The 16,869-nt window shown below is 40.1% G+C and carries 17 protein-coding genes; 13 read left to right on the top strand and 4 right to left on the bottom strand.

Annotation, left to right across the window (positions count from 1 at the left end):
• Positions 1–2 precede the first annotated feature (2 nt).
• The 13 genes from EXS92_RS02210 (at position 3) to EXS92_RS02150 (ending at position 11,755) form a co-directional block, all read left to right on the top strand.
• Positions 3–278 (top strand): ATP-dependent Clp protease adaptor ClpS, encoded by a 276-nt coding sequence (locus EXS92_RS02210; RefSeq protein WP_000784907.1) that lies wholly within the window; start codon positions 3–5, stop codon positions 276–278.
• Positions 278–2,503 (top strand): AAA family ATPase, encoded by a 2,226-nt coding sequence (locus EXS92_RS02205; RefSeq protein WP_165515413.1) that lies wholly within the window; start codon positions 278–280, stop codon positions 2,501–2,503. Before EXS92_RS02210 ends, EXS92_RS02205 begins: the two co-directional genes overlap by 1 nt.
• On the top strand, positions 2,493–2,846 hold the full coding sequence (panD, locus tag EXS92_RS02200; RefSeq protein ID WP_000142278.1) for an aspartate 1-decarboxylase: 354 nt from the start codon (positions 2,493–2,495) through the stop codon (positions 2,844–2,846). The genes EXS92_RS02205 and panD overlap by 11 nt, the downstream gene beginning before the upstream one ends.
• 2 nt (positions 2,847–2,848) lie before the next feature.
• Complete coding sequence (locus EXS92_RS02195) at positions 2,849–3,151, top strand: YbaB/EbfC family nucleoid-associated protein (RefSeq protein WP_000347926.1); 303 nt, start codon at positions 2,849–2,851, stop codon at positions 3,149–3,151.
• Entirely contained in the window at positions 3,151–4,155 is a 1,005-nt protein-coding gene (locus EXS92_RS02190; protein ID WP_165515544.1) for a PDZ domain-containing protein, read from the top strand. Before EXS92_RS02195 ends, EXS92_RS02190 begins: the two co-directional genes overlap by 1 nt.
• Positions 4,156–4,162: 7 nt before the next feature.
• On the top strand, positions 4,163–5,218 hold the full coding sequence (locus tag EXS92_RS02185) for a type IV secretion system protein (RefSeq protein ID WP_165515543.1): 1,056 nt from the start codon (positions 4,163–4,165) through the stop codon (positions 5,216–5,218).
• 15 nt (positions 5,219–5,233) lie between these two features.
• The gene (locus tag EXS92_RS02180) at positions 5,234–5,347 is read left to right on the top strand and encodes a hypothetical protein (RefSeq protein WP_001217873.1); all 114 of its coding nucleotides are present in this window, start codon (positions 5,234–5,236) and stop codon (positions 5,345–5,347) included.
• A complete protein-coding gene (locus tag EXS92_RS02175; protein ID WP_165515412.1) occupies positions 5,344–6,087 on the top strand; it encodes a VirB8 family type IV secretion system protein in 744 nt (247 codons plus the stop codon). Before EXS92_RS02180 ends, EXS92_RS02175 begins: the two co-directional genes overlap by 4 nt.
• Positions 6,087–7,064, top strand: a complete 978-nt coding sequence (locus tag EXS92_RS02170) for a TrbG/VirB9 family P-type conjugative transfer protein (protein WP_165515411.1) — start codon at positions 6,087–6,089, stop codon at positions 7,062–7,064. Before EXS92_RS02175 ends, EXS92_RS02170 begins: the two co-directional genes overlap by 1 nt.
• On the top strand, positions 7,057–8,187 hold the full coding sequence (locus EXS92_RS02165) for a DNA type IV secretion system protein ComB10 (RefSeq protein ID WP_165515410.1): 1,131 nt from the start codon (positions 7,057–7,059) through the stop codon (positions 8,185–8,187). The genes EXS92_RS02170 and EXS92_RS02165 overlap by 8 nt, the downstream gene beginning before the upstream one ends.
• Before the next feature lie 69 nt (positions 8,188–8,256).
• Positions 8,257–9,675, top strand: a complete 1,419-nt coding sequence (locus EXS92_RS02160) for a mannose-1-phosphate guanylyltransferase/mannose-6-phosphate isomerase (protein WP_165515409.1) — start codon at positions 8,257–8,259, stop codon at positions 9,673–9,675.
• A gap of 9 nt (positions 9,676–9,684) precedes the next feature.
• Complete coding sequence (gene gmd, locus EXS92_RS02155) at positions 9,685–10,830, top strand: GDP-mannose 4,6-dehydratase (protein ID WP_165515408.1); 1,146 nt, start codon at positions 9,685–9,687, stop codon at positions 10,828–10,830.
• On the top strand, positions 10,823–11,755 hold the full coding sequence (locus EXS92_RS02150; RefSeq protein WP_165515407.1) for a GDP-L-fucose synthase family protein: 933 nt from the start codon (positions 10,823–10,825) through the stop codon (positions 11,753–11,755). Before gmd ends, EXS92_RS02150 begins: the two co-directional genes overlap by 8 nt.
• A gap of 392 nt (positions 11,756–12,147) precedes the next feature.
• On the opposite strand, the gene EXS92_RS02145 is transcribed toward EXS92_RS02150, so the two are convergent.
• The 4 genes from EXS92_RS02145 to EXS92_RS02130 form a co-directional block, all read right to left on the bottom strand.
• Complete coding sequence (locus EXS92_RS02145; RefSeq protein WP_165515406.1) at positions 12,148–12,432, bottom strand: hypothetical protein; 285 nt, start codon at positions 12,430–12,432, stop codon at positions 12,148–12,150.
• Between the two features lie 176 nt (positions 12,433–12,608).
• Positions 12,609–13,607 carry a hydrogenase expression/formation protein HypE gene (gene hypE / locus EXS92_RS02140; RefSeq protein WP_165515405.1) on the bottom strand — a complete coding sequence of 333 codons (999 nt, stop codon included), beginning with the start codon at positions 13,605–13,607 and terminating at the stop codon, positions 12,609–12,611.
• A gap of 2 nt (positions 13,608–13,609) precedes the next feature.
• Entirely contained in the window at positions 13,610–15,862 is a 2,253-nt protein-coding gene (gene hypF, locus EXS92_RS02135; protein WP_165515542.1) for a carbamoyltransferase HypF, read from the bottom strand.
• A complete protein-coding gene (locus EXS92_RS02130; protein WP_165515404.1) occupies positions 15,859–16,851 on the bottom strand; it encodes an agmatine deiminase family protein in 993 nt (330 codons plus the stop codon). Before EXS92_RS02130 ends, hypF begins: the two co-directional genes overlap by 4 nt.
• Positions 16,852–16,869: the final 18 nt, after the last annotated feature.

The raw sequence follows: 16,869 nt of genomic DNA, 5'->3' as shown, positions 1-16,869 counted from the left end.
ACATGAAAATGTATAACATACCCACCCCCACCATGGCGCAAGTGATCATGGTTGATGACCCCATTACGACAGCGGAATTTGTCATCTCTGCTTTGAGGGATTTTTTTGACAAGTCTTTAGAAGAGGCCAAAGCTCTCACATCAAGCATCCATCGTGATGGTGAGGGGGTTTGTGGCGTCTATCCTTATGATATTGCCAGGCATAGGGCAGCATGGGTTAGGGATAAGGCCAGAGAGCTAGATCTCCCCTTAAAATTATTGGTAGAAGAGATAAAATAATGGCTAAATTCAATCAAGATCTCAATGAAGTTCTAAACCAAGCTTTAAATTTAGCCCTAGATCTTAACCACGCCCTTTGCACCACAGAGCATGTGCTACTAGTCATTTTAGAACATGAGAGCGGGGAAAAGATTATTGGCGCTTTAGAAAGAGATGACTATGATAAATTAAAACAAATCCTTAAAGACTATTTGTTGCAATATGTGCCTTTAAAGAGCGATCCAGCCAAAATGCCTGCTAGGAGTTTTGTGCTATTAAGAATGCTTAAAAGAATGTATGCGAGTTGTTTTGAGAGCGTGGGCGTGGAAGAATTGCTTATTTTAATGCTGGATCACCCCGATTGTTACGCTTCAAAACTCATGGATAGTTTTGGTATCGCTCGTTTGTATTCTAATCCTGCTTTATTGGATTTGGATAACCATGGTATTCCTAATGACATTAATGATAATGAAGAAGCGCCCAAAAACACTCCCCTAAAAAAATACGCTAAAAATTTGAGCGCTTTAGCCCAAGATAACGCTTTAGATCCAGTCATTGGCAGAGAAGAAGAGATTTTAAGAGTGATAGAAATTTTAGGGCGCAGAAAAAAGAATAACCCGCTTTTAATTGGCGAAGCGGGCGTAGGGAAAACCTCCATCGCTGAAGCTTTGGCTTTAAAAATCGCTCAAAAAGAAGTGCCGGAGTTTTTGCAAGAATATGAAGTCTATTCTTTGGATTTGGCTTTAATGGTGGCTGGGGCAAAATACAGAGGGGATTTTGAAAAACGCTTGAAAAAAACGCTCAAAGAAATCCAACAAAACGGCCGTATCATTTTATTCATTGATGAAATCCACACCCTTTTAGGCACAGGGAGCAGTAACGCTGGGAGCTTGGACGCGGCGAACATATTAAAACCGGTTTTAACGGATGGGAGCTTGAAATGTTTGGGAGCGACCACTTTTGAAGAATACCGCAGCGTGTTTGAAAAAGACAAGGCTTTTAACAGGCGTTTTTCAGTCATAAAAGTTGAAGAGCCTTCCAAAGAAGCGTGTTACTTGATTTTAAAAAAGATCGCTCCCCTTTATGAAGAACACCACCAGGTGCGTTATGATGAGAGCGTGTTTAAGGCATGCGTGGATTTAACGAGTGATTACATGCATGATAAATTCTTGCCGGATAAAGCGATTGAATTATTAGATGAGGTGGGATCGAGGAAAAAAATCAACCCCAAAAAGGGCAAAAAAATCGGCGTTGATGACGTGAAAGAAACGCTCGCTCTAAAGCTTAAAATCCCTAAAATGCGTTTGAGCAGCGATAAAAAAGCCCTTTTAAGGAATTTAGAAAAATCGCTTAAAAATAAGATTTTTGCCCAAGCAGAAGCGATCAATCTTATCAGCAATGCGATTAAAATCCAGCATTGCGGGCTTTCTTCTAAAAATAAGCCTGTGGGGAGCTTTTTATTCGTGGGGCCTAGTGGGGTGGGGAAAACAGAATTGGCTAAAGAATTGGCCTTGAATTTGAATTTGCATTTTGAACGCTTTGACATGAGCGAATACAAAGAAGCCCATAGCGTGGCAAAACTCATCGGGAGTCCTAGCGGTTATGTGGGGTTTGAGCAAGGGGGGTTACTAGTGAATGCAATTAAAAAACACCCGCATTGTTTGTTGCTTTTAGATGAGATAGAAAAAGCCCATTCTAATGTGTATGATTTGTTGTTGCAAGTGATGGATAACGCTACTTTGAGCGATAATTTAGGCAATCAGGCGAGTTTTAAGCATGTGATTTTGATTATGACTTCAAATGTGGGGAGTAAGGATAAGGACACGCTAGGGTTTTTTAGCGCTAAAAACGCCAAGTATGATAAAGCCGTTAAAGAGCTTTTAACCCCTGAATTGCGATCCAGAATCGATGCGATCGTGCCTTTTAACGCGCTCAGTTTGGAGGATTTTGAACGCATTGTCTCTGTGGAATTAGACAAATTAAAAGCCCTAGCGTTAGAGCAAGGCGTGATCTTAAAATTCCATAAAGAAGTTGTGAAATGCATCGCGCAAAAGAGCTACCAAACGACTTTAGGAGCGAGAGAAATTAAAAAAATCATTCACCATGAAATCAAAACTAAATTAAGCGATCTACTGCTCTTGCAATCGCTTAAAAAACCTTGTAAGATCGCTTGCTTGCTAGAAAAAAACCAATTGGTTTTAAAAGAAATCAAGCGCGCGCAAAAGGTGAAAGAAAATGACTTTTGAAATGCTTTATAGTAAAATCCATAGGGCTACTATCACAGACGCTAACCTCAATTATGTAGGCTCGATCACCATAGATGAGGATTTAGCCAAGCTCGCTAAGCTCAGAGAGGGCATGAAAGTGGAAATCGTGGATGTCAATAACGGCGAACGCTTCAGCACCTATGTGATTTTAGGGAAAAAAAAGGGCGAAATTTGCGTCAATGGTGCAGCAGCTAGAAAGGTGGCCATAGGCGATGTGGTGATCATTTTAGCTTATGCGAGCATGAATGAAGATGAAATCAATGCGCACAAGCCATGCATCGTGCTAGTGGATGAAAAGAATGAAATTTTAGAAAAGGGTTAGAGATGGATTTTAGTCAATTGGGCGGGTTAAGCGGGTTATTAGACGGCATGAAAAAAGAGTTTTCCCAACTAGAAGAAAAGAATAAAGACACGATCCACACTTCCAAAAGCGGTGGGGGAATGGTGAGCGTGAGTTTTAATGGGTTGGGGGAATTAGTGGATTTGCAAATTGATGACAGCCTGTTAGAAGATAAAGAAGCGATGCAAATCTATTTGATGAGCGCTTTGAATGATGGGTATAAAGCCGTAGAAGAAAACCGAAAAAATTTAGCCTTTAACATGTTGGGGAATTTCGCTAAATTGTGATGTTTCACAAAGCCCTTATTACCTTTATCGTTCTATGGTTTTTTTTGAATGGCTTAGGGGCTTATGATTTCAAGCATTGTCAGGCGTTTTTTAAAAAAGCGAGTCTTCAAAAAGGAGGCGTGGCTTTAAAAGAACTGCCTAAAGGCGTGTATTTGTATTATTCCAAAACCTACCCTAAACACGCCAAAGTCATCAAATCCGATCCCTTTGTAGGGTTGTATTTGTTGCAAAGCGCGCCAAGTGAGTATGTTTATACCTTAAGGGATTTGGACAAAGACGCCCTGATAAGGCCAATGGCTAGCATAGGGGATAAAGAAGTCCTAGAAGCGCGATTATTGGCGGGGCAAAAAGGCTATGACCGCTACGCTCAAATTTCACAAAAAACCCAAAAAAATGGCGTTATCAGCAATATTTGCTATCAAATGCTAGGGCTAGGGGTAGGGGGGAATGGCTTTATAGAAACGAAATTTATCAAGCGCTTTTTAAACCAAAAAGAGCCTTATTATGGGGATATTGGGGTGCGTTTAAAAGAACATCATAAGCGTTTAGTGGTAGTGCAATTTGATCCCTTTTTCCCTAAAAACCCTTTTTTAAAAAACGATGAAATCCTAGCGATCAACCATCAAAAGATCCGCTCATTAGCCGAGTTTGAATGGGTGGTGAGCAATCTTAAATACCAAAGCCTTGCAAAAGTAAGCATCAAACGAAACCATAAAATCAAAGAAGTAACGCTCAAAGTCAATAAGCGTTATGGGGGGTTTTTGCTCAAAGACACTTTTTTAGAGCGCTATGGCATCGCTTTAGACAAGCGTTTCATTATCACTAAAATAGGCAGTCATTTGCCCAAAGGCTTGGATTTTTTAAAGCTTGGGGATAGGATTTTATGGGTGAATCGTAAAAATGTGGCGTCCAACCCAAAGGCTTTAAGAGAAGCGTTAAGCGCGCCTAAAATTGAATTATTAGTGTGGCGTAAAGGCTTTGAATTTTACATTAAAGTCCGTTGAAGTATTGATGAAAAATGACGCTTATGAAATCATTCTTTCTTGGTTTATCACGCCTCTCACGGCGATTTTAGGGCGTTTCGCTGAATTTTTCCTCTACACCTTGCATGCGCAATTGGTGTTTAATAGCGTGGTCGCTTTGGCGTTCATGCTCTTTGCTTATAGGAGTTTGAAAGAACAGAATTTCTTCAGCGCTAGCGCGCTAACAGAAGCGTTATTGTTTGTGGGGTTTTTTGCGCTGTTTAACTACGCTTTAAAAAACCCTTCGCGCTTTTATGAATTGTTTCAAAACGCTATTTTTATTGCACCTAACATGATCGCGCAAAGCCTTTCTCAAAGCTTGAGTAACTTTTCTAACCATGCACTTTCTTTAGATTTTATCTTTAATCATGGTTTCTATGCCCTTAGCTTTATTAGCGATTTGAGCCATAATGAAATGTCTGTGTGGCTTTTTTTAAGCATCTTGCAAGCGCTTTTTTTGAGCGTTTTGTTTGCGATCATCATTTTAGTGTATTTGGAAGTGCATGTGTGGTGCTCTTTAGGGGCGCTGTTTTTAGCGTTTGGGTTTTTCAAAACCTGGAGGAGCGTTGTAATTATATGCCTAAAAAAATGCTTCGCTCTTGGGTTTTACAAGCCTTTTTTGTTGTTGGTGGGGTTTTTGAATGTTTCAGTTACTAAGGCTTTGATAGACGCTCATATGCAAGAAAAACAAGACTTAAGCCTTTTATTGGTGGTAGCGTTATTTTTGTGTTGCGTTTTTATCATAGGCGTGCCTTTTTTCATCAACGCTTTGTTTAGGGTGCAAAACAGCCTTAAAGAAACTTACAAACTCGCCACCAATTTGAGCGCCAACCTCAGCCAAAACGCTCTTACTTCCTTACAATATATCACGACCTCGCCCGCTCCCTCTAGCGTTTCTCCTTCTACAAGCGGTAGCGTCTCTAAAGAAAAAGAAACGCATTCCCCCACTTTTAAGGTAGAAACCACTCAATTAGATGTAAAAATCCCAAATTTCAAGCAAAAAAAGGTTAAAAAGGATACAATAAATACAAAAAATGAAATTTAAATAAATAGGAATTTAATGAGAATTTTTTTTGTTATCATGGGACTTGTGTTTTTTGGTTGCACCAGTAAGGTGCATGAGATGAAAAAAAGCCCTTGCACCTTGTATGAAAACAGGTTAAATCTCGCATGAGAGAAAAGCCTTTCAACAGCGAGCAGTTGATCTATTTAGAAGAGCTTTTAAGCCACCAAGAAAAGCATTTAGAAAACAAGCTTTCTGGTTTTTCGGTGAATGATTTGGACATGCAAAGCGTATTTAGATTAGAAAGGAACCGCTTGAAAATCGCTTACAGGCTTTTAGGTTTGATGAGCTTTATCGCGCTTGTCTTAGCGATCGTTTTAATCAGTATCCTGCCCTTACAAAAAACCGAACACCATTTCGTGGATTTTTTAAACCAGGACAAGCATTACGCCATTATCCAAAGAGCGGATAAAAGCATTTCCAGTAATGAAGCGTTGGCTCGTTCGCTCATTGGGGCGTATGTGTTAAACCGAGAGAGTATTAATCGCATTGACGATAAATCCCGCTATGAACTGGTGCGCTTGCAAAGCAGCTCTAAAGTGTGGCAACGCTTTGAAGATTTGATCAAAGCCCAAAACAGCATCTATGCGCAAAGCCATTTAGAAAGAGAAGTCCATATCGTCAATATTGCGATCTATCAGCAAGACAATAACCCCATTGCGAGCGTTTCCATTGCGGCTAAACTCACGAATGAAAACAAGCTCGTGTATGAAAAGCGTTATAAAATCGTGCTGAGTTATTTGTTTGACACCCCGGATTTTGATTACGCTTCCATGCCTAAAAACCCTACCGGCTTTAAAATCACTCGCTACAGCATCACTGAAATCGTGCCGACTAACAGGGGCGATTGATGCGTAAGGTTTTATACGCTCTCATGGGTTTTTTGTTGGTTTTTAGCGCTTTAAAAGCCGATGACTTTTTAGAAGAAGCGAACGAAACAGCCCCAGCGCATTTAAACCACCCCATGCAAGATTTAAATGCCATTCAAGGGAGCTTTTTTGACAAAAACCGCTCCAAAATGTCCAACACCTTGAACATTGATTATTTTCAAGGGCAAACCTATAAAATCCGCTTGCGTTATGCGATGGCGACCTTATTGTTTTTTTCAAAACCCATTAGCGATTTTGTTTTAGGGGATAAGGTGGGCTTTGATGCGAAAATCTTAGAGAGCAACGATCGCATTTTACTCATCAAACCTTTACAAATCGGCGTGGATTCCAATATCAGCGTGATTGATAGCGATGGTAAGATTTTTTCTTTCTATGTGTTTTCTACCACTTTCACCAGTTCCAAACACCCTAATTTGCAGGTTTTCATAGAAGATAAAAATTATTATTCCAACGCTTTTTTGAAGCCCCAAAATAAAGAAAATATGGCTGAAAATGCCCCTAAAGATGCCCCCATAAACAACAAACCATTAAAAGAAGAAAAAGAAGAAACTAAAGAAAAAGAAGAGGTGATAATTATTGGCGATAACACCAACGCGATGAAAATTATTAAAAAAGACATCCAAAAAGGCTATAAGGCTTTAAAAAGCTCTCAAAGGAAATGGTATTGTTTATGGGCTTGTTCTAAAAAATCCAAACTCTCCTTAATGCCTAAAGAAATTTTTAACGACAAACAATTCACTTATTTCAAATTTGACAAAAGATTAGCGCTCTCTAAATTCCCGGTGATTTATAAAGTCGTTGATGGCTATGATAACCCGGTGAATACAAGGATTGTGGGCGATTACATTATCGCTGAAGACGTTTCGGCTAAATGGACTTTAAGGCTGGGTAAGGATTATCTGTGTATCCGTTTTGTCAAAAGGAGCAAAGGTGAATAAGTGGATTAAAGGGGCGGTTGTTTTTGTAGGGGGTTTTGCAACGATTATGACCATTTCTTTAATCTATCATCAAAAACCAAAAGCCCCCTTAAATAACCAACCCAATCTTTTGAATGACGATGAGGTGAAATACCCCTTACAAGACTACACATTCACTCAAAACCCACAGCCAACTAACACGGAAAGCTCTAAAGACGCTACCATCAAAGCCTTACAAGAACAGCTCAAAGCCGCTTTAAAAGCCCTAAACTCCAAAGAAATGAACTATTCCAAAGAAGAAACTTTTACTAGCCCTCCCATGGATCCAAAAACAACCCCCCCTAAAAAAGATTTTTCTCCAAAACAATTAGATTTACTAGCCGCTCGCATCACCCCTTTCAAACAAAGCCCTAAAAATTACGAAGAAAACCTGATTTTCCCTGTGGATAACCCTAATGGCATTGATGGTTTCACTAACCTTAAAGAAAAAGACACCGCCACTAATGAAAACAAGCTTTTACGCACCATTACAGCCGATAAAATGATACCCGCTTTTTTGATCACGCCCATTTCTAGCCAGATCGCTGGTAAAGTGATTGCACAAGTGGAAAGCGATATTTTTGCTCACATGGGAAAAGCCGTCTTAATCCCCAAAGGCTCTAAAGTCATAGGCTATTACAGCAACAACAACAAAATGGGCGAATACCGCTTGGATATTGTATGGAGTCGAATCATCACTCCCCATGGCATTAATATCATGCTCACTAACGCTAAGGGGGCGGACATTAAAGGTTATAACGGCTTAGTGGGGGAATTGATTGAAAGGAATTTCCAGCGCTATGGCGTGCCGTTACTGCTTTCTACTCTCACTAACGGCTTGTTGATTGGGATCACTTCGGCTTTAAACAACAGAGGCAATAAAGAAGGAGCCACCAATTTCTTTGGGGATTATCTTTTAATGCAATTGATGAGGCAAAGCGGCATGGGGATCAATCAAGTGGTCAATCAAATTTTAAGAGACAAGAGCAAAATCGCTCCTATTGTGGTGATTAGAGAGGGAAGTAGGGTTTTCATTTCGCCTAATACTGACATCTTCTTCCCTATACCCAGAGAGAATGAAGTCATCGCTGAGTTTTTGAGGTAACTCAAAAATGCCCAATTAAAAACGCTATAATAACCCTAAAAAACAAAAGAGAGCCTGACAAGAAAACTTATGAAAATTAAAAATATCTTACTGAGTGGGGGGAGTGGCAAACGCCTATGGCCTTTAAGCCGTAGCCTATATCCTAAGCAATTTTTAAAGCTTTTTGGCAATGAAAGCTTGTTTGAATTGAGTTTTAAAAGAAACGCTTCCTTAGTAGATGAAACGCTCGTTGTGTGCAATGAAAAACATTATTTTTTAGCCCTAGAAGAGATAAAGAATGAAATCAAAAACAAAAGCGTGGGTTTTTTATTAGAGAGCTTGAGTAAAAACACCGCTAACGCCATTGCTTTGAGCGCTTTAATGAGCGATAAAGAAGATTTACTCATCGTTACGCCAAGCGATCATCTGATTAAAGATTTTCAAGCGTATGAAAACGCGATAAAAAAAGCGATTAATTTAGCCCAAAAAGGCTTTTTAGTCACTTTTGGGGTGAGTATTGAAAAGCCCAATACGGAGTTTGGGTATATTGAAAGCCCTAACGCTCTAGATGTGAAGCGCTTCATTGAAAAGCCAAGTTTAGAAAAAGCGATAGAGTTTCAAAAAAGCGGGGGTTTTTATTTCAATAGCGGCATGTTTGTTTTCCAAGCGGGCGTTTTTTTAGACGAACTAAAAAAGCATGCCCCTACTATTTTAAAGGGGTGTGAAAGAGCGTTTGAATCGTTAGAAAACGCGTATTTTTTTGAACAAAAGATCGCGCGTTTGAGCGAAAAGAGCATGCAAGATTTAGAAGACGTGAGCGTGGATATTGCTTTAATGCAACAAAGCCACAAAATCAAAATGGTAGGATTAAACGCCAAGTGGAGCGATTTAGGGAATTTTAACGCTCTTTTTGAAGAAGTGGCTAACGAGCCTAAAGAAAATGTCAGCCTGAATCAAACGCCTATTTTTGCCAAAGAAAGCGAAAATAATTTAGTGTTTTCTCATAAAGTGAGCGCTCTTTTAGGCGTTGAGAATTTAGCCATTATTGACACTAAAGACGCTCTTTTAGTCGCTCATAAAGACAAAGCTAAGGATTTAAAAGCCCTAGTGAGCGAGATAGAAACGCATAACCAAGAATTGTTACAAACGCACACTAAAGTGTATCGCCCTTGGGGGAGTTATGAAGTCTTGCATGAGAGCGGTTGTTACAAGGTTAAGATTTTAGAAGTCAAACCAAACGCTAGGCTTTCTTTACAAAAGCATTTCCACAGGAGCGAACATTGGGTGGTGATTAGCGGGATGGCGAGCGTGGAGTTGGATCATAAAATGTTTGAATTGCAAGCTAATGAGTCCACTTATATCCCTAAAAACACCCTACACCGCTTGGCTAATTACGGCAAAATCCCTTTAATCATCATAGAAGTTCAAGTGGGCGAGTATGTCGGTGAAGACGATATTGTGCGCATTGATGATGATTTTAACAGACAAAATCAAAAAAATTTAATATAAGGAAAAATAATGAAAGAAAAAATCGCTTTGATCACTGGGGTTACCGGGCAAGACGGGAGCTATCTGGCTGAATACTTGCTGAATTTGGGCTATGAAGTGCATGGGTTAAAAAGGCGCTCTTCTAGCATCAACACTTCTAGGATCGATCATTTGTATGAAGATTTGCATAGCGAGCATAAGAGGCGTTTTTTCTTGCATTATGGGGATATGACCGATAGCTCTAACCTCATCCATTTAATCGCTACCACTAAGCCTACAGAGATTTATAATTTAGCCGCTCAAAGCCATGTGAAAGTCTCTTTTGAAACCCCAGAATACACCGCTAACGCTGATGGTATTGGCACGCTAAGGATTTTAGAAGCCATGCGGATTTTAGGATTAGAAAAGAAAACACGATTCTATCAAGCCAGCACGAGCGAATTGTATGGCGAAGTCTTAGAAACCCCACAAAATGAAAACACCCCCTTTAACCCACGAAGCCCCTATGCGGTCGCTAAAATGTATGCCTTTTACATCACCAAAAATTACAGAGAGGCCTATAACTTGTTTGCGGTTAATGGCATCCTTTTTAACCATGAGAGCAGGGTAAGAGGCGAAACTTTTGTAACCCGTAAAATCACACGAGCCGCTAGCGCGATAGCGTATAACTTAACGGATTGCTTGTATTTAGGGAATTTGGACGCTAAAAGAGACTGGGGGCATGCCAAAGATTACGTGAAAATGATGCATTTGATGCTCCAAGCGCCTACCCCACAAGATTATGTGATCGCTACAGGAAAGACCACGAGCGTGCGCGATTTTGTGAAAATGAGCTTTGAATTTATCGGCATTGATCTAGAATTTCAAAATACAGGGATTAAAGAAATCGGTTTGATTAAAAGCATTGATGAAAAAAGAGCGAACGCTTTACAATTGAATTTAAGCCATTTAAAAACAGGCAAAATCGTGGTGCGCATAGACGAGTGCTATTTCAGGCCTACTGAAGTGGATTTGCTTTTAGGCGATCCCACTAAGGCTGAGAAAGAGCTAGGCTGGGTTAGGGAATACGATTTAAAAGAGTTGGTTAAGGACATGTTAGAATACGATTTAAAAGAATGCCAGAAAAACCTTTACTTGCAAGATGGGGGCTATACTTTAAGGAATTTTTATGAATGAGATTATTTTAATCACCGGCGCCTATGGCATGGTGGGGCAGAACACGGCGTTGTATTTTAAAAAAAACAAGCCTGATGTTACTTTACTCACCCCTAAAAAGAGCGAATTGTATTTGTTGGATAAAGACAACGTTCAAGCCTATTTGAAAGAATACAAGCCTACAGGCATTATCCATTGCGCCGGGAGAGTGGGGGGCATTGTCGCTAACATGAACGATCTTTCAACTTACATGGTTGAGAATTTACTCATGGGCTTGTACCTCTTTTCTAGCGCTTTGGATTTGGGCGTGAAAAAAGCCATTAATCTAGCGAGCTCTTGCGCTTATCCTAAATACGCCCCTAACCCCTTAAAAGAGAGCGATTTGTTGAACGGCTCTTTAGAGCCAACGAATGAAGGCTACGCTTTAGCCAAACTTTCTGTGATGAAGTATTGCGAATATGTGAGCGCTGAAAAGGGCGTTTTTTATAAAACCTTAGTGCCTTGCAACCTTTATGGCGAGTTTGACAAGTTTGAAGAAAAGATAGCGCACATGATACCAGGGCTTATTGCTAGGATGCACGCCGCTAAATTAAAAAATGAAAAAAATTTTGCGATGTGGGGCGATGGCACGGCCAGGAGAGAGTATTTAAACGCTAAAGATTTAGCGAGATTCATCGCTCTCGCTTATGAGAATATCGCTCAAATACCTAGCGTGATGAATGTCGGCTCTGGAGTGGATTACAGCATTGAAGAGTATTACGAAAAAGTCGCTCAGGTTTTAGATTATAAGGGCGTGTTTGTTAAAGATTTATCCAAACCAGTGGGCATGCAGCAAAAGCTTATGGATATTTCCAAACAAAAGGCTTTAAAATGGGAATTAGAAATCCCTTTAGAGCAGGGCATCAAAGAAGCTTATGAGTATTATTTGAAACTTTTAGAGGTTTGAAATAAAATCAAGGCTTTTATAGAGCTATAAAAACGCTTTGCTATTAGGCGTCAGGCTAGCGGTAGTTGCGATATTGTGATCATTTAGCTTCAAACAAACTTTGATCCATTAAAAGGGGTTTGGTGTGCGGCTTCGCTCTCAATTTCAAGCGCTTTCAAAAAGCAAGGTGTGTTAGCATTTTAATTTTTCATAAAGAACTAGGGGGTGGGGAATGTAAGGGGCTTTTCTATGAGATTAACCACCGCTTGCTTTAAATCAAAACTTGTATTTTACAACCAGTAGCTATGATTGGCATGAGATTTATTTTTTATATGAGCGGGCAATTCCCTCTATTAAATTGAATGTCCTAGATTTCTATGCTGTCTGTTTTAGAGATGATTGTCAGTTGGTTTTCACTCTCCAAAATTCCAAGTCCCTTTATCAGTCTTTATACTAACTTCTTTGATATGCTGACAACGAAGTATATAGAATTGGTCGCTATCGCCAAATTTTAGCGTTTTATTGATCTTGAAATAAGGAAATCCATCGTTATCACAATCCCCACGATTGATTTTTGCGCTCAATATAGCGATACTATCAACATTTGAAATGATGTCTATCCAATAAAGGCTGTTCCTAAAAGTTACTTCAATGTCTATTGGGGGTTTTTCACTACCACTACACCCCACAAAAAACACAGCAAACCCAAAAATGACCGCTCATATCAAGCCCGTTTTTTTGTAACACCCACTATTAAAACGCTCTCTTATTGTAAGTTTTCTCTCAAATAGCTTGAGTATAGCAGACTTAGCTTAGGTGATCTCTAAAAATTTTAGAGGGCAAAGGCGGTAGGGTTTTAAAAAGCGCTTTAGCTTTAACAAATCCTAGGCAACAATTCGCCCTCTGGCACCTCTAAAATCCTTTCAAAACCCCATGCGTTCTTTAAAACCACGCTAGGATAGGGGTTTTCAAACACTTTGCCAATCACGCAAGCGTTTTTGGCTTTCTCGTTACTTTTTAAAATTTCTAAGGCTTTAGGGGCGTCTTTTTGATTGAGCGCTAAAACAAACACCCCCTCATTGGCTAGCGTGTAGGGTTCTAGCCCTAAAATCTCGCAAATCCCTTTAGTTTCTTCTTTTAAGGGGATTTTTTCTTCTTCTATGACGATTTTCACTCTGGAGCTGTTCGCCCATTCGTTCAGCACGCTCGCTAACCCGCCCCTAGTCGCATCTCTTAAAGCATCAATTTTGAGATCGCTTAAAAATAGGGGTTTTAATAAGGGATAGAGCAGTTGGCAATCGCTTTCTAGATTCGTTTTAAGCTTGATTTCATTACGCATCGCAAACAGGCTTGCCCCATGATTGGCGATCGTGTCGCTTAGGATAATGGCTTGCCCTGGTTGTAAATGGCGCGAAGAAATCCCTGGCTTGATGATTTTACCAATGCAGGTTGTGTTGATAAAAAGCTTATCCACGCTCCCCTTTGGCACGACTTTAGTGTCTAGGGAGAGGAGTTTCAGGTTGGCTTTAAATAATTCTTTTTGTATGGATTGTAAAATTTGTTTTAAAAGAGAAATTTCTAAGCCTTCTTCTAAAATAAAACCCATATTCAAATACAAAGGTTCGCCCCCTTGCACGCTCACATCATTCGCGCTCCCGCAAACGCAAAGCTTGCCTATATCGCCTCCATTAAAAATTAGGGGCGTGATGACAAAACTATCCGTGCTCACGCAATATTCCCCACTAGCTTCAAATTTAGGGGCGTCTTCACCAAACGCAACGATAAATTCTTTCAAATAGGGCATGAAGACTCGCTCAATCAAAGCGTTTGTTTCTTTCCCCCCATTCCCGCATGCTAGAGTTACGCTATCCATTTTTATCCTTTTTTGATGATTGTAGGGTTGAAATACGCCATTAAGGCTTGACCGACAGGGATACTGCTGTCATTAGGGGGGAAATGCTTGTGGAAAAAATACTCCCTTTGAAGCTTTTTCAATCGTTTGGCCAATTGTTCGCACAACAATTGGTTACAAAACACGCCCCCACTGCACACCACGACATGCTCTTTAAAGGGTGCAATCAAAGCGGTAATGATTTCTACTAGGCTGTTAAAAAATTTCTTAGCGATGCGTTTGGGTTCTAAAACGCCCAAATCCTTTTCAAACGCTTGATAAAATTCTTTTAAACACACCACGCTATTTTTGATTTCAAAAGGGTAAAAAGCACTCTCATCGCTTTGTAGGGCTAGATTTTCTAAAACCTGCCCGCTCTCGGCTTCAAAACTAATCGTTCCCACTAAATCCAAACTAAACGCCACTATATCAAACAAACGCCCTATGGAATTGGTGGCGACGCTTTGAATTTTTTTGTCATGCATTTGTTGGAAAATTTCTAATTCGTCTTCTTTAAAATGCTTTTGAACGCGCTTTAAAAGCTTGTTGAGTTGGTGTTTTAAAGCGATTTCTAAAACCAGGCGTTTAGGCTCTTTGATCGCTTTTTGCCCCCCTAAAAGCCAAAATTCTTCAAACCTAGCCACTTCTTCAATGCGTTCAAAATCCCCCACAAAACACTCCGCCCCATAAACCTTATTTTCATAAGCCCCACTCCCATCCCAGATGATGCCTATAAAGGGGTGGTTTAAATGCGGATCTTGTAATAATGCGTCTAAGACGCTCGCTAAAAAGTGGGCATGGTGGTGCTGGACTTGCAATAAAGGCGTATTAAATTCAAAAGCCATTTTAGTGGTGGTGTAGTTTTGATGCTTGTCGCAAGCTAAGAGCGTGGGCTTGAAATCATAGGTTTTTAAGAAAAAATTCAAGGTTCCTTTAAAGTGTTTTTCATTTTCTAAAACGCTCAAATCCCCACAAAAAGGCGAGAGCAAAAGAACAGAAGTTCCGCTATCCAGTAAGCTAAAATGCCCTTTTTGCTCCGCTCCAAGCGCTAAAATCTTTTTGGGCGAACAATTAGAGCGTTTGGGTAAAGTGAGGTAAAGGGGGGTAAACCCCCTAGCCAAACGCATGGGGCGAATGATATTATCCACGCGCTGCGCGATACTATCATCAATCCTATGGATGATAGCGCGATTGTGCGTGAGCTTAAAATCAAAAATAAAATGAAGCGAATCGATCTCTTTTTCATCGCTCGCTAAAGGGAGGGAGCTGAAATTCGCGCTCGTGAATACAATAGGGAAATCCAATAAATCTAATAATAAAGCATGCAAAGGGGTATAGGGCAAGATGACGCCATAAAAGGGGGAGTTTTTAGCGATATTGGGGGCTAATTGGGTGTCAGGTTTTTTACGGGCTAAAAGAATGGGGGTGCTTGTAGAATTCAAGCTTTCGCATTCTAATTCATTTAAAAACGCATGTTGCTTGGCTGCGTTCAAATCTTTAAACATGAGCGCAAAAGGCTTTAGGGGGCGGTTTTTTAAAAGCCGTAATCTTTCTATGGTTTGAAAATTCCTCGCATCGCACAAGAGAGCAAAGCCTCCCAAACCTTTAAGAGCGATGATTTTACCCTTTTGAATGTCTTTAGCGCATTCTAAAAGAGCGTCATCATTTTTGAATCGCTTGTAATTGAGCGCGATACCGCACTTTTTGCAGCTGATGCCTTGAATGTGGAATCGCTTGTTATGAGCGTCTTTATAAACGGATGCGCAAAATTTGCAGAGTTTGAAAGGTTTTAAGGCGGAGTTTTCTCTGTCATAGGGCAAAGCGTTTAAAAGGCTGTATCTCGCTCCGCATTTCGCGCAAGAATTGAAAGCGTAATGAAAATAGGGGGAGTTTTTGTCTCTGATTTCGCACAAGCAATCCTTGCACACGCCTAAATCTTTAGGGATTTGACTGAGCAAATTTAAGGGGTGGTTCTTGCTTTCTAAAATCCTAAAACCATTGGATTTGAGCGTTTTATCATAAGGGCTAATAATGATTTTTTCAACCAACGCTAAAGGGGGTAACCCTTTTTTTAGGGCGTTTAAAAAAGACTCTGTTTTATGAGCGGGTAAGATGATTTCTAAAGCCGCTTGGGTGTTACGCACAAAGCCTACAAGCTCTAATTTTTGAGCTAGGGTATAAATAAAAGGGCGCATGCCCACGCCCTGAACCACGCCAAAAAGCGTGATTTGATTCAATAAAGCTGCATCGTTACACAATGCAAACTCCCATGCTGTTTGATTAGAGTATTACAATCAACCCCTATCACTTCTAAGGGCGTGTGTTGTTTTAAGGTTTCTAAAATGAGCGCGTCTTTAGGGTCGTTGTAAGTGGGGACAATCAGAGCGTTATTGCACAATAAAAAATTCACATAAGTTGCCGGTAAGCGTTGTTGGTTTTCATCATAAATGGCCTTGGGGATTTCTAGGGGGATGAGTTTATAAGGCGTGCCGTCTAGTTTTTTAAAGGTTTTTAATTCTTCTTGCATTTTTTTTAAAGCTGTGTAATGCTCATCGTTTTTATCTTCGCATGCGCTATAAACAATGGTGTCTTTATTTAAAAAACGAGCGAGCGTGTCGGTATGGCTATCCGTATCATCGCCTTTTAAATAGCCATAAGAATACCACAGCACTTGTTTAGCCCCTAATTCCTTTTTAAGCATGTTTTCTATTCCATTTTGATTCAAATGGGGGTTACGATTTTTTTCTAGCAGGCATTGGGTGTTGGTTAAAACGCTCCCAGCCCCATCGCTTTCTATGCTCCCGCCCTCTAAAATATAGGGCATCGTTTTTAAAGGGTGTTTTAAAAACCCTAAGTTTTTGAGCTTGAAATTCACTAAATTGTCTAAATTGGAAGAGTATTTTAACCCCCAGCCATTAAAACCAAAATCCAAGCACTCTAAAGCGCCATGATTTTCAATGCTGATCGCTCCAAAATCCCTAGCCCATGTGTCGTTAGTGTCGACCTTTGCGATTTCTACACCGGGTAAGTTTTTAAGCGTTTCATAGCCGATAGTATCGCTAGTATGGACGCACACTAACACTTTGGCGTGTTTGGCTATGGTTTGAATGATGTTTAAAAAACTTTCCCTAGCCTCTTTGATGCAATACGCCCAGTCGCCAAATTCATGGGGGAACGCCATTAAAATCGCTTGGATTTTTTCAAACTCCGCTAACATTCTTTTCATTCAAAATATCCTTTTAAA

This window comes from Helicobacter pylori, from assembly GCF_011175115.1.
Taxonomy (GTDB): domain Bacteria; phylum Campylobacterota; class Campylobacteria; order Campylobacterales; family Helicobacteraceae; genus Helicobacter; species Helicobacter pylori_DF.
This window is presented reverse-complemented; position numbering and strand designations above follow the sequence as displayed.